Genomic DNA, 13337 nt, shown 5'->3' on the forward strand with positions numbered 1-13337 from the left:
GCCGCGCGATGCGGCGTCAGTCGCCTTCTGCGGCAAACGCCTGCGCGCGTGCGGGCCAGTCGTCCGGCACGATGAAGCCGCGCGACATCTCGCGCCATGCGCCGTCGCCGTCCTGTCGATGAACGCCGATCAGCGCGGGGGCCTGGCGCGCCGTCAATACCGACGGCAGCGCGAGCGCGTTCGCCAGCGGCTCGGGCGCGGCATCGGCCGCACCATACCGCGGCGCAAGCCATGCGAGTCGCGCCAATACGTTCCAGGCCGCGCCGCCCGGTTGCGAGGCTGCCCAGTCCGGCCACTGCGCATGCGTGAGCCAGAAGCCGCGAGAATGATTCGCCGCGATTTCCGCGGACACCGGCGGCAGCGGCTCTCCATGCGGATAGAACAACCACCCCTTGACGAACATCTGTGCATCGGACGGCGCGCCGTAGCCGAGCAGCGCAAATCCGTGGCGATCGCTCAATCTCAGCTGATGGTCGAGCAGCCGGCTACGTTTGCGGTCGAGGCGGTCGACGAGATTCGGCCCGACGAAATCCGCGAGCGATGCGTCGCCACGCACCGGCGCGCACAGATAGCACTTCACCGCGAGTTCCCAGTGCAGGCGCTGCCCGCCCGGCGCATCGACGAGGAAGTCGACTTCGCCGAGCGTCTTGCCGTTGCTGCGTAGCGGCAGATTGGCGGCGACGAGCCGCAGCGATGGCCCGTGCGTGAGGAAATATTCGAGCAGGCATTCGGCATAGCGGCCGAGCCGTACGGGCCGCAACCCGTCGAGCGCCCGGTGCAGCGGCTCGGGCGCGGCGTCGAGCGCGACGAGCCACGCTTCGACGGCCACCCGTTCGACCGCATCCGACCACGGATGCGCGAGCGGCGCGCCGGGCGCCGCGGTGAGCAGGCTCGGGCTCGCGAGGAGCCAGCCCAGGTCACGAACCGCGACATCGCGCAGCGTATCGACGAACGCGAACGCCGCGCCGCTCGTCATTGTCCGGACGGCTCGTTCGCGTCGGCGCTGCCTGCGCGCAGGAACGTGTCGCGGGCGAGACACAGATCGGCCCAGGCCTTCGACTTGTCCTGCAGGCTGCGCAGCAGATACGCGGGGTGGTAGGTGACGATCACCGGCACGCCCTCGTACTGGTGCACGCGCCCGCGCAGCGACGCGATGCTCGCGTCGGTCTTCAGCAGCGTCTGTGCGGCGAAACGGCCGAGCGCGACGATCAGCTTCGGCTTCACGAGCGCGACCTGGCGCTGCAGGTACGGCTCGCAACGCGCGACCTCGTCGGGTTCCGGATTGCGGTTGCCGGGCGGCCGGCACTTGATCACGTTCGCGATGTAGACGTTCTCGCCGCGCTTGAGCGACAGCGACTGCAGCATGTTGTCGAGCAGCTTGCCGGCCTGGCCGACGAACGGCTCGCCCTGCTTGTCCTCGTTCTCGCCCGGCGCTTCGCCGACCAGCATCCAGTCCGCGTCGCGATCGCCGACACCGAACACGGTGTTGGTGCGTTTTTCGCACAGACGGCAGCTCGTGCAACCGGCCACGCGCGCGGCGAGCGCATCCCAGTCGAGCGCCGCAACCGGCGTTGCGGCAGGACGCGGCTCGGCGGCCGGCAGCGGATCGCCCGGCGGCGCGGCGTCGAACCACGCGAAATCGTCTTCGGTGACCGGCGGCATGTCGTCCGCGGCAGCCGCCGGCATGCGCTGCACGGGAGCACGACCTTCGGCGATCGCCGCACGGGCAGCGTTGCCCGCGCCATCGGCCGGCACCGCACCGCGCGCGGGCCCGCCAGCCGGCGGCGCATCGTCACGTGCGCGTTCACGGGCTGCCGGAACCTGCGCGTCGCGCGCCGGCTCGACCGCCGGCTGCGACGCTTGCGCGACGGTTGCAGCCGCAACGACAGACGGCTCGTCCACCGCAGCGGGCGCTTCGGTCGCCGCGGCGCTTTCCACGCGCTGCCCGCGCCGCACCCAGCGCTGCGCGAGCCCCATTTCCTCGAGCGCTGCTTCAGCCCACGTCATGCGCGTCCCCTCCATCCTTGTTCAGCGTCAGACGCATCACGATCGCGTCCTCCCGGCTGCGATGCCGCGCCGGATAGTAGTTCTTGCGCCGGCCGATCGTGACGAAACCGAAACGCTCGTACAGATGGACCGCGCGCAGATTGGACGGTCGCACCTCGAGCAGCACGCCGTCGAGCCCTTCCGCGCGCGAAACGCGCACGGCTTCACGCAGCAGCGCGAGGCCCGCGCCCGATTGCTGGGCGGCCGGCGCGACGCACAGGTTCAGCAGGTGCATCTCGTCGATCACCGGCATCAGCACGCAGTAGCCGACGAGCGCGCCCGTCACGTGCCGCAGGCACACGCCGAAATAGCCGTTGCGCAGCGAATCCTCGAAGTTGCCGCGGCTCCACGGGAATTCGTACGCGACCTGCTCGATCGCGACGACCTCGTCGAGATCCGTATCGGTCATCGGCGACAGATAGCGGTCGCTCAGCAGTACGCCGGTCATCCTTTCGCTCCGCCCGCCTGCGCGGCACGCGCCGCGACCCGCTCCGCGGTGGTCTGCGCGACCTTGTCGCGCACGTATTCTGGCGCGGCCTGATCGGCCGGCACCGCACGGCCGGCGCGAAACGCCCGCAGCGCGGCATGCGCGACCGCCAGCGCATGCGGCAGCGCTTCGCCGTCGATCGCGGCCGCGCGCGCCGCGGCCGGCAACTGCGCGCCGAATGCAGCCGCCGCGTTGCCCGCCAGCGTAAACGGCGCGTCGGGTACGCCGACGGCGCCCGGCGCATCGAGCGAAGCCGGATGCAGCGTGCGCCAGTCGCCCGTACTGTCGTCCCACGCGAAGTCGGCCCAGTACGCTTCGTCCATTCGCGCGTCGAGCGCAGCCAGCACTCGCGTCGTGCCGGGCGCACGCAGCCGCGCGTGCTCGGCGCATGCGAGCAGCGTGCCGATCGGCACGACCGGCAGCCCGCGCCCGAACGCGAGGCCCTGGGTAATGCCGGTCGCGGTGCGCAGTCCGGTAAACGAGCCGGGGCCCGCGCCGAACGCGATCGCGTCGCAGTCGGCGAGCGTCAGGCCCGATTCGGCAAAAATCTCCTGGATCGCCGGCAGCACGCGAGTGCTCGACACGGCGCCCGTCAGTTCGTGGCGGACCCAGGTTTGCGGGGTGGAAACGGCGTCATCGGCCTGAGCCGAGCGCAGCAGCGCGACCGAGCAGTATTCGGTCGACGTATCGATGGCGAGGAGCACTGTTTGCGTCATGGCCGACATTGTAGCCCCGCTCCCACGGGCGATCGGGCCCGATTCCGCCCCTGCGCCCGCGCCGCCGTCGGTTTGGAAGGATCGCTCGACCCCGCGCGGCGCTTCGCTTGCTAAGATCGCCCCAACTTGAAACCCTTACGGAGACACACGATGAGCGAACTCACCGCCCAATTCGACCAGGCCCAGGTCGACGTCAAACAACTGACCGAGCGTCCGGGCAACCTGACCCTGCTGCGCCTGTACGCGCTCTTCAAGCAGGCCACCGACGGCGATGCGCACGGCGACAAGCCGGGCTTCACCGACATCGTCGGCAAGTACAAGTACGATGCGTGGGACGCGCTGAAAGGCACGTCGCAGGATGCGGCGAAGCAGCAGTACATCGAGCTCGTCGAATCGCTGAAGAACGGCACGGCGTCCTGATCGCTCCGTCCCCGCCTGCGGTAGGCAACGCAATAGGCAATCAAATCAGTGGCGCAGCGCAGCAAAAGTCTTTATAATGCGGCCTGCGTCACCTCCCGCGCTCGGCTCGTAAGCCGTTCCGGCCTGACGCCTCGTAGCGTTAAGCTCCAATCCGGTTTAGAACCTGTCCCCTCCTGCTTCGACCCTCGCGGTCGTCAACTAGGCTGGCGGCCTCGCTCCAGAAGCGCGCCGCACCCAAAACAGCTTCTAATGCCTCATCCGCCGAAGGTTCGGCGGATTGCACCCGTTTCCCGATTTGCTCGCTGAATCCGACGACTTGGGTATGCGCGATTGGCGCCGACGTTTCACCCACTGTGTTTCAAGGATTGTTATGACTTCGAGCATCAACACCAGCCCGCTCAACGCGATCGCCGACCAGGCGCTCGGTCTCGACGACGCCGCCGCACCGGCCGCGGTCGAACCGGCGTCGGACGAGCCGACTTTCGCGTCGCTCGGGCTGTCGCCGGAGATCGTCTCCGCGCTGCAGGCCGCCGGCTACGCCAAGCCGACGCCGGTCCAGCAGCGCGCGATCCCGGCCGGCATCGCCGGTCGGGATCTGCTGGTATCGAGCCCGACCGGTTCGGGCAAGACCGCTGCCTTCATGCTGCCCGCGATCGAACGCTTCGCGCAACTCCAGAAGACGCTGGCGCAGCAACCGCGCGCGCCGCGTGAACCGAACCAGGGCGACCGCCGCGTGCGCCGCCCGCAGCCCGTCGCCCGCCCGGGCCTGCTCGTGCTGACGCCGACCCGTGAACTCGCAATGCAGGTCACCACGGCCGCGTCGACCTACGGCAAGCACCTGAAGCGCCTGCGCACCGTCAGCATCCTCGGCGGTGTCGCTTACGGCCAGCAGCTGATGCTGCTCGCGAAGAACCCGGAAATCCTGGTTGCAACGCCGGGCCGTCTGCTCGACCACCTCGAGCGTGGCCGCATCGACCTGTCCGAGCTGAAGATGCTCGTGCTCGACGAAGCCGACCGCATGCTCGACATGGGCTTCATCGACGACATCGAAACGATCGTCGCCGCCACGCCCGAGTCGCGTCAGACGATGCTGTTCTCGGCCACGCTCGACGGCAAGATCGGTTCGCTGACGAGCCGCCTGCTGAAGGATCCGGAGCGCATCGAAATCCAGCAGCGCCTCGAATCGCGCGCGAACATCGCGCAGACCGTGCATTACGTCGACGACCGCGACCACAAGGATCGCCTGCTCGATCACCTGCTGCGCGACGACGCGCTCGACCAGGCGATCATCTTCACGGCGACCAAGATCGACGCCGACCAGCTCGCCGGCCGTCTCGCCGACGCAGGCTTCGAATCGGCCGCACTGCACGGCGACCTGCCGCAGGGCGCGCGTAACCGCACGATCCGTGCGCTGCGCGAGCGTCGCGTGCGCGTGCTGGTCGCGACCGACGTCGCGGCACGCGGTATCGACATCCCGGGCATCACGCACGTGTTCAACTACGACCTGCCGAAGTTCGCGGAAGACTACGTGCACCGTATCGGCCGTACGGGCCGTGCCGGCCGTTCGGGCACCGCGGTGAGCCTCGTGCACCACGCCGAGCAAGGCGCGCTCAAGCGCATCGAGCGCTTCGTGCGCGCGCCGCTGCCGGTCAACGTGATCGAAGGCTTCGAACCGCGCAAGGCGCCCCCGCGCAACGATCGCGGCACCGGCGGCCGCGGCCGTCCGGGCGGCGGTAACGGCGGTCGCCGTTTCGGCGGCAAGCCGGGCGGCGGTTACGGCGGCAACGGTGGTGGCAACGGCGGCCGCAGCTACGGCGGCGGCAATGGCGGCGGCTGGAGCGGCAAGCCGAGCGGCAGCCGTGACGGCGGCCCGCGTCGCGACGGCCAGCGCAGCAGCGGCCCGCGTCGCAGCAATTCCGCGTCGTAAGCACGCACGGGCGGCCGCTCGGCCGCCCCGCCCTACCCATCGGGCAGACCGGCGCATCCGCGCCGGTTTTTTTTCGTCCCGCGCCGCATTTCACGATGCGGAAAAATTTTTTGCGTCGTAAAAAATCATGCTGCGTGGCACAACCTTACAATTGCAGGATGGGAAAATACGTTCCTCATTACGAAATTCACATCGCAATTCATTGATTTATAAAAATAAAAATTTCACACCCATCTCGAAAAAGTCCCTGTTCCGCTCCGGTCGATTTGCCTAGACTCTTATACAAGACTTCACGAACCGGCATGCAACACCCGCCCGCTTCGAGAACAGCATCGCCACCGTCCGTTTTGACCCATTAGGCAACACGCACATCAAGGAGCGCATCATGTCGCGTCAGCAACAGGCACAGGAACTGCAAAAACAATGGGAATCCGATTCGCGCTGGAAGGGCATCAAGCGCGGCTACACGGCTGAGGACGTGGTCCGCCTGCGCGGCTCGATCGTGGTCGAGCACACGCTGGCCAAGCGCGGCGCCGAAAAGCTGTGGAGCCTCATCAATGAAGCGCCGTTCGTCAACGCCCTCGGCGCGCTGACCGGCAACCAGGCCATGCAGCAGGTGAAAGCCGGCCTGAAGGCGATCTACCTGTCCGGCTGGCAAGTGGCGGGCGACGCGAACGTCGCCGGCGAAATGTACCCGGACCAGTCGCTGTACCCGGCCAATTCGGTGCCGCTCGTCGTCAAGCGCATCAACAACACGCTGACGCGTGCCGACCAGATCCAGTGGTCGGAAGGCAAGAACCCGGGCGACGACGGCTATGTCGACTTCTTCGCACCGATCGTCGCGGACGCGGAAGCCGGCTTCGGCGGCGTGCTGAACGCGTTCGAGCTGATGAAGGCGATGATCGAGGCCGGCGCATCGGGCGTCCACTTCGAAGACCAGCTCGCTTCCGTGAAGAAGTGCGGCCACATGGGCGGCAAGGTGCTCGTGCCGACACGCGAGGCGGTCGCGAAGCTGTCGGCGGCGCGTCTCGCGGCCGACGTGATGGGCACGCCGACGGTGCTGGTGGCACGTACCGACGCGGAAGCAGCGGATCTGATCACGTCCGACGTCGACGACAACGACAAGCCGTTCCTGACGGGCGAGCGCACGGTCGAAGGCTTCTTCCGCACGAAGCCGGGCATCGAGCAGGCGATCTCGCGCGGCCTCGCCTATGCGCCGTACGCCGACCTCGTCTGGTGCGAAACCGGCAAACCGGATCTCGAGTACGCGAAGAAGTTCGCGGAAGCGATCCACAAGCAGTTCCCGGGCAAGATGCTGTCGTACAACTGCTCGCCGTCGTTCAACTGGAAGAAGAACCTCGACGACGCGACGATCGCGAAGTTCCAGAAGGAACTCGGCGCGATGGGCTACAAGTTCCAGTTCATCACGCTGGCCGGCTTCCATGCGCTGAACTACTCGATGTTCAACCTCGCGCACGGCTATGCCCGCACGCAAATGAGCGCGTTCGTCGAGTTGCAGCAAGCCGAGTTCGCAGCGGCCGACAAGGGCTTCACGGCGGTCAAGCATCAACGCGAAGTCGGCACCGGCTACTTCGACGCAGTGACGCAAACGGTCGAGCGCGAAGCATCGACGACCGCGCTGCACGGCTCGACCGAAGACGAACAGTTTTTCGACGGCAAGAAGGTCGCCTGACGCGCGCCAGTGTCGCACCGATGCCCGTCCGTCACGCGACGGCGCGGCATCGGGCAGTACCGAATAAAAATCAGGGAGGAGACGGCAGGCGCGCGATGACTCGCGCGACCGGCCGCGCGGCCTCGTGCCGCCAGTCGTAGCGCGCCGGCGTCGTCCGGCGCGCCCTTTTTCTGCGGCGCTACGGCGCTGCCGTGCGGCCGCCCGCGCGGCGAAAACCGCCGCCAGTTCTACCGATAGACGATCACCGGAATTTTCGTATGGGTCAGCACGCGCTGCGTTTCGCTGCCGATCAACAGGCTGCCGAGCCCGCGACGTCCGTGGGACGCCATGAAAATCACGTCGCAGCCGCCGCGTTCGGCCGCCTCGATGATGCCGAGGTAAGGCGACGGATGCACGCTCGTCCAGCTGTCGCAAACGACGCCGGCCTCCCGCGCGGCCGCCTGCACCTCGTCGAGATGCGCACGCGCTTCACGCTCGCTACGCGCCCGGAAATCGGCGGGCGGCTCGATGATCACTTCGGAAAACGGCGAGTACGGATATTGCGGCAGGCACGCATAGGCCGTGACCTGCGCGCCGACCGCTCGCGCCAGATCGATCGCGCCGTCGATCGCCTTTTGCGACAGTTCGGAACCGTCGGTTGGAACGAGGATGTGCCGGAACATCGCGCCCTCCTGCGTCAGTCGCACCGCGTGCGCCGCGAACCCGTGCGATCCGGCCGCGACGCGTCGCGCATGCCAGTTTCGATTGTAGTGCGCGAAACGGCGCGACCGGCGCCGGCAGCGGGTTCGCCCTCATATCGGAAACACGCGGGCCGGCACGGCTCGCCACCCGCATCGGCTCGAGCGGCCGGCACCCTACTCGCCCCAATACCCGGGCCTTTCGTACGTATGTTTCAGGTAATCGAGAAAAAGGCGCACGCGCAACGGCAGGTGGCGACGCTGCGGGAATACCGCGTGAATGCCGATCGGCGGCGCCGCGAACGCGTCGAGCACGCTGACGAGGTGGCCGGCCGCGATGTCCTCGCCCACCTCCCACCACGATCGCCATGCGAGGCCGTAACCGGCGAGGCACCACTCGTGCAGCACCGCGCCGTCCGAGCACTCCATCGTGCCGTTCACGCGAATCGACACGACCTTGTCGTCCTCCTGGAACGCCCAGCCGCGCTGCTGGTTCGCGTTCGCGGCAAGCGCGAGACAGTTGTGACGTGCCAGTTCCGCGAGCGTGACCGGTGTGCCGCGCCGCGCGAGATACGCGGGCGACGCCACGCACACGCGGCGGTTCTCGCCGAGCTTGAGCGACACGAGGGACGAGTCGGGCAGTTCGCCGAGCCGCACCGCGCAATCGAACCCCTCGTTGACGAGGTCGACCATCCGGTCGGACAGATCCAGCGTGACCGACACGTCCGGATGCGCGCCGCTGAATTCGGGTACGAGCGGCGCGACGTGGCGCCGTCCGAACCCGGCCGGCGCCGAAATGCGCAGGTGGCCGCTCGCCTTCACGCCGCCGGCGGACACGCTCGCCTCGGCGTTCTGCATGTCGTTGATGATCCGCTGGCAATCCTCGAGGAATGCCGAGCCCTCGAAGGTCAGCGTGAGCTTGCGCGTCGTGCGCACCAGCAGCTTGACGCCGAGCCGCTCCTCGAGCGCGTCGAGGCGACGGCCGATGATGGCCGGCGCGACGCCTTCCGCGTGCGCGGCCGCCGACAGGCTGCCCTTCGCCGCGACCGCGGCGAACGTTTCGATCTGTTTGAACCGGTCCATGACTCGAAAGGATGGCGTTTCCGCCCTTCACATGACTGAAGCCGCTCAAGATTAGGTATATGAAAGTAAAAGATCAAGTGATGATTAGCGTCTTTTTTAGCACCTGCGATCACGAATAGAATCGATCCGACCTCTGAAACTGGAGCGCAAGGCTATGTCGGCCACAACGACACTCTCCTCTCCCGACGCAATCATCTTCGACGCATTCGGCACGTTGTTCGACGTGCGTGCGGTGCTGGCCGCTGCGGAGCAGATGTTTCCCGGACACGGGGAACGGTTGTCGCAGCTGTGGCGACGCAAGCAAATCGAATACTCGCAGTTGCGCACGCTGGCCGATCCGGCCGGCGCGCGCTATCGCCCGTTCCGCGACATCACGCTCGACGCGCTGCGGTTCGCCGCACGCCGGCTCGGGCTCACGCTGAACAGCGCGGCCGAAAAGCGGTTGATGGACGAATACGCGTGCCTGTCCACCTATCCCGACACGGTGCCCGCGCTGCGCAAGCTGCGCGCGCTCGAACCGCGCCCGCCGCTCGCGATCCTGTCGAACGGCACCCCGCAGATGCTCGACATCGCGATCAAGAGCGCCGGCATGAGCGGCCTGTTCGATCGCGTGCTGTCGGCCGATGCCGTCCGCGCGTACAAGCCGAGCCCCGTCGCGTACGCACTCGGCACGGCCGCGTTCGGCGCGAACCCGCGCGACATCGTGTTCGTGTCGTCGAACGCCTGGGACGTCGCGGGGGCCGCATGGTTCGGCTACACGACGTTCTGGCTCAACCGCACGGGCGCACCCGCCGAGGAACTCGGCGCGCCGCCCGACGGCACGGGCACCGGCATGGCCGACCTGCTCGCATTCCTCGCCACCCCGGCTCCGTCCGGCAAACCCGCAAACCGCGCGCGCCCCAGCCCGGGCGCATGACGTTCGCAGCGCTGCCGCCTTCCCCCTTCACCGAAACCGCAACTGACCGACCAAGGAGATGAGACTCATGAGCACCCCGATCACGCTGCCGCAAGGCATGGCGATCACCGGCGAAATCAAGCCGGGTTACGAAGCGATCCTGACGCCCGAAGCGCTCGCACTCGTCGCAGCGCTGCACCGCACGTTCGAACCGCGCCGCCAGGCGCTGCTGCAGGCCCGCGTCGAGCGCACCCAGCGCCTCGATGCCGGCGAACGCCCCGACTTCCTGGCCGACACGAAGGCGATCCGCGAAGGCGACTGGAAAGTCGCGCCGCTGCCGGCCGACCTGCAATGCCGCCGTGTCGAGATCACGGGCCCCGTCGAGCGCAAGATGATCATCAACGCGCTGAACTCGGGCGCCGATTCGTACATGACGGACTTCGAAGATTCGAACGCGCCGAACTGGACGAACCAGATCGACGGCCAGATCAACCTGAAGGACGCGGTGCGCCGCACGATCTCGCTCGAGCAGAACGGCAAGTCGTACCAGTTGAACGACAAGGTCGCGACGCTGATCGTGCGTCCGCGCGGCTGGCACCTCGACGAGAAGCACGTGACGGTCGACGGCCAGCGCGTGTCCGGCGGCATCTTCGATTTCGCGCTGTTCCTGTTCCACAACGCGAAGGAGCTGATCGCGCGCGGCTCGGGCCCGTACTTCTATCTGCCGAAGATGGAAAGCCATCTCGAGGCGCGCCTGTGGAACGACATCTTCGTCGCCGCACAGGAAGGGGTCGGCGTGCCGCGCGGCACGATCCGCGCGACCGTGCTGATCGAAACGATCCTCGCCGCGTTCGAGATGGACGAGATCCTGTACGAACTGCGCGAACACAGCTCGGGCCTGAACGCCGGCCGCTGGGACTACATCTTCTCGGCGATCAAGAAGTTCAAGAACGACCGCGATTTCTGCCTGGCCGACCGTTCGAAGATCACGATGACGGTGCCGTTCATGCGCGCGTACGCGCTGCTGCTGCTGAAGACCTGCCACAAGCGCAACGCGCCGGCGATCGGCGGGATGAGCGCACTGATTCCGATCAAGAACGATCCGGAAGCGAACGAGAAGGCGATGGGCGGCGTGCGCTCGGACAAGCAGCGCGACGCGACCGACGGCTACGACGGCGGCTGGGTCGCACACCCGGGCCTCGTGCCGATCGCGATGGAAGAATTCGTCAAGGTGCTCGGCGACAAGCCGAACCAGATCGCGAAGCAGCGCGACGACGTGCAGATCGAAGGCAAGAACCTGCTCGACTTCCAGCCTGAAGCGCCGATCACCGAAGCCGGCCTGCGCAACAACATCAACGTCGGTATCCACTATCTCGGTGCATGGCTCGACGGCAACGGCTGCGTGCCGATCCACAACCTGATGGAAGATGCGGCCACGGCCGAGATCTCCCGCTCGCAGGTGTGGCAGTGGATCCGTTCGCCGAAGGGCGTGCTCGACGACGGCCGCAAGGTCACGGCGGAACTCGTGCGCGAATACGCGAAGGCCGAGCTCGACAACGTGAAGCGCTCGGTCGGCGGCAACACGCAGCCGTACGAGCGTGCCGCGGCGATCTTCGAACAGATGTCGACGTCGGAAGGCTTCACCGAATTCCTGACGCTGCCGCTGTACGAGGAAATCTGACGGCCGGACCGGGCCCTGCCGGGCCTGGTCTTTATCGTTCTGCCCGCCTGCCCTACGGCACGGCGGCATGAAAAAAGCGCTCCGCGGAGCGCTTTTTTCTTTTTGCGGCGCGGCTGTCGGCCGCACGGAGGCTCAGGCGGCTTCCCGCTCCCGCCGATGCTGGACCCAGTCGCCCGACGCGATGCGCGGACGGTCGGCCACCGCATGCGCGGCAACCGGATAGTAGACGCACGCATACTCACGGCCGCCAAGTTCGACGCTCACCGGTTCCTGACGGAACAGCGTGTCGACGCCCGGATAGACGCGCTCGATCTCGTCGAGCACGGGCATCAACTGCTCGTCGACTTCATAGACGTCGCCCCATACCAGCGACCGGCCGGCCGGGCCGGCGATCATCCCCGGATACGTGCCGAAATCGTACAGTTCGCCCGGCAGCGCGACCGCACCGAGCAGCGTCGGCGCGGTAATCCCGTGCCGCGTGGCCGCATGGCCGATGTCGTTGGCTTCTCCCGCTCTCAACGTGCCGTAGACGAATACGTAGCGCATCTGGTTCTCCTCTTCGATTCAGGGGTTGCCGGACCGGACGCCGCGTGCGCGTCGCTCGCCCGCAGAACGCACAAAACACGTCCGCATCGATAGACCGTGGCGGCCCGAAGGTTCTTTTCGACGGGCGACACTGCCCGGCACCGGCTCGTGCCGCACGCCGGAATTCGCACGGCCCCATACAAAGTTCATTTGAACGGTGCATTATCGGCCGAAAAACCGCCGCATGCGCCTGCGCGGCGCCTTCTAAAATAACGGCATCGCCGCCGCGCAGCCCGAGTCGTCCATGAATCCGCCTGTCCAAGCCGACGCATCGAATCCCTACGACGTGATCGACATCCCGCCCGAGTTCGCGCCCACGCGCGTTCACCCGATGCGCGTTCGCGCGCGGCAGGTGGATGCCGGCCGCCGGATCCCGCTGCACACGCACGCGTGGGCGCAGCTCGCGTACGCGTCGCGCGGCGTGCTGCGCGTCGCAACGACCGGGACGACGTGGATGGTGCCGCCGTCCCGCGCGATCTGGGTGCCGCCGCACATTACGCACGAGGTCGTGATCGTCGAAGAGGCGTATTTGCGCACGCTGTATATCGACGAGTCGATCGTGCCGGACGGGCTCGACGCGTGCCGGGTCGTCGAAGTGACGGGCTTGCTGCGCGAACTGATCGTCGCGCTCGACGCGCGCGACCTGAGCAGCACCCGCGAGCGGCTGCTGTGCGGGCTCGTGCTCGACGAACTGAGCCACGCCGAACCGCTGCCGCTCGCGGTGCCGATGCCCGACGAAAAACGGTTGCGCACGCTGTGCGAATCGGTGCTCGCACAACCCGCGCACGCGGAGTCGCTCGAACACTGGGCGAGCGAGGTCGGCGCGAGCACACGCACGATCTCGCGACTTTTCAAGCAGGAACTCGGTGTGAGCTTCTCGCAATGGCGGCAGCAGGCGCTGCTCGCGCGCGCCATCCCGCTGTTGAACCAGGGGCGGCCGCTGTCGCATATCGCGCGCGAGCTCGGCTATCAAAGCCAGAGTGCGTTTTCGGCGATGTTCCGGCGCGCATTCGGCGAAAGCCCGCGCGCGTTCATGCTGCGCGGCTACGAGCACCGCGGCCCGGAAGGCAGCATCGCGGCGGACGACGAAGTGTCCGACGACGATGCGATCGACGCCGGACGCTGAG

13 protein-coding genes are annotated in these 13337 nt (G+C 67.3%); 6 read left to right on the forward strand and 7 right to left on the reverse strand.

Annotated elements, in window-relative coordinates:
* Window positions 1-16 precede the first annotated feature (16 nt).
* The 4 genes from DCN14_RS25265 to tsaB are packed head-to-tail and all read right to left on the reverse strand — an operon-like array spanning window position 17 to window position 3258.
* Entirely contained in the window at window positions 17-976 is a 960-nt protein-coding gene (locus DCN14_RS25265) for a DUF1853 family protein (RefSeq protein WP_096507311.1), read from the reverse strand.
* On the reverse strand, window positions 973-2007 hold the full coding sequence (locus tag DCN14_RS25270) for a uracil-DNA glycosylase (RefSeq protein ID WP_096507310.1): 1035 nt from the start codon (window positions 2005-2007) through the stop codon (window positions 973-975). Before DCN14_RS25270 ends, DCN14_RS25265 begins: the two co-directional genes overlap by 4 nt.
* Window positions 1994-2494, reverse strand: coding sequence for a ribosomal protein S18-alanine N-acetyltransferase (rimI, locus tag DCN14_RS25275; protein ID WP_096507309.1), 501 nt, complete (start codon window positions 2492-2494; stop codon window positions 1994-1996). The genes DCN14_RS25270 and rimI overlap by 14 nt, the downstream gene beginning before the upstream one ends.
* Window positions 2491-3258 carry a tRNA (adenosine(37)-N6)-threonylcarbamoyltransferase complex dimerization subunit type 1 TsaB gene (gene tsaB, locus DCN14_RS25280; protein ID WP_096507308.1) on the reverse strand — a complete coding sequence of 256 codons (768 nt, stop codon included), beginning with the start codon at window positions 3256-3258 and terminating at the stop codon, window positions 2491-2493. The genes rimI and tsaB overlap by 4 nt, the downstream gene beginning before the upstream one ends.
* Window positions 3259-3399: 141 nt before the next feature.
* Between tsaB and DCN14_RS25285 the strand changes: the two genes are divergently transcribed.
* The 3 genes from DCN14_RS25285 to aceA all read left to right on the forward strand — a co-directional run bounded on the left by DCN14_RS25285 (window position 3400) and on the right by aceA (window position 7289).
* The gene (locus tag DCN14_RS25285) at window positions 3400-3669 is read left to right on the forward strand and encodes an acyl-CoA-binding protein (protein ID WP_096507307.1); all 270 of its coding nucleotides are present in this window, start codon (window positions 3400-3402) and stop codon (window positions 3667-3669) included.
* A 370-nt stretch (window positions 3670-4039) separates the two neighbouring features.
* The gene (locus DCN14_RS25290) at window positions 4040-5596 is read left to right on the forward strand and encodes a DEAD/DEAH box helicase (protein WP_096507306.1); all 1557 of its coding nucleotides are present in this window, start codon (window positions 4040-4042) and stop codon (window positions 5594-5596) included.
* Window positions 5597-5981: 385 nt separating this feature from the next.
* Window positions 5982-7289: an isocitrate lyase gene (gene aceA / locus DCN14_RS25295; RefSeq protein WP_096507305.1), complete on the forward strand. Its 1308-nt coding sequence runs from the start codon at window positions 5982-5984 to the stop codon at window positions 7287-7289.
* Window positions 7290-7516: 227 nt separating this feature from the next.
* Here aceA and DCN14_RS25300 read toward each other — a convergent pair whose 3' ends face one another.
* Together DCN14_RS25300 and DCN14_RS25305 are read right to left on the reverse strand one after the other, a co-directional pair.
* Window positions 7517-7951 carry a universal stress protein gene (locus tag DCN14_RS25300; RefSeq protein WP_096507304.1) on the reverse strand — a complete coding sequence of 145 codons (435 nt, stop codon included), beginning with the start codon at window positions 7949-7951 and terminating at the stop codon, window positions 7517-7519.
* 192 nt (window positions 7952-8143) lie between these two features.
* Entirely contained in the window at window positions 8144-9049 is a 906-nt protein-coding gene (locus DCN14_RS25305; RefSeq protein ID WP_096507303.1) for a LysR family transcriptional regulator, read from the reverse strand.
* Window positions 9050-9203: 154 nt separating this feature from the next.
* Here DCN14_RS25305 and DCN14_RS25310 point away from each other — a divergent pair, with 154 nt between their 5' ends.
* Complete coding sequence (locus tag DCN14_RS25310; protein WP_096507302.1) at window positions 9204-9965, forward strand: haloacid dehalogenase type II; 762 nt, start codon at window positions 9204-9206, stop codon at window positions 9963-9965.
* A 67-nt stretch (window positions 9966-10032) separates the two neighbouring features.
* Entirely contained in the window at window positions 10033-11625 is a 1593-nt protein-coding gene (gene aceB, locus DCN14_RS25315) for a malate synthase A (RefSeq protein WP_096507301.1), read from the forward strand.
* Between the two features lie 132 nt (window positions 11626-11757).
* Here aceB and DCN14_RS25320 read toward each other — a convergent pair whose 3' ends face one another.
* Window positions 11758-12171, reverse strand: a complete 414-nt coding sequence (locus DCN14_RS25320) for a gamma-glutamylcyclotransferase family protein (protein WP_096507300.1) — start codon at window positions 12169-12171, stop codon at window positions 11758-11760.
* A 283-nt stretch (window positions 12172-12454) separates the two neighbouring features.
* Here DCN14_RS25320 and DCN14_RS25325 point away from each other — a divergent pair, with 283 nt between their 5' ends.
* Window positions 12455-13336 (forward strand): helix-turn-helix transcriptional regulator, encoded by an 882-nt coding sequence (locus DCN14_RS25325; RefSeq protein WP_096507299.1) that lies wholly within the window; start codon window positions 12455-12457, stop codon window positions 13334-13336.
* The last annotated feature ends 1 nt before the right edge of the window (window position 13337 follow it).

This window comes from Burkholderia sp. IDO3 (assembly GCF_003366075.1).
Lineage (GTDB): Bacteria > Pseudomonadota > Gammaproteobacteria > Burkholderiales > Burkholderiaceae > Burkholderia > Burkholderia anthina.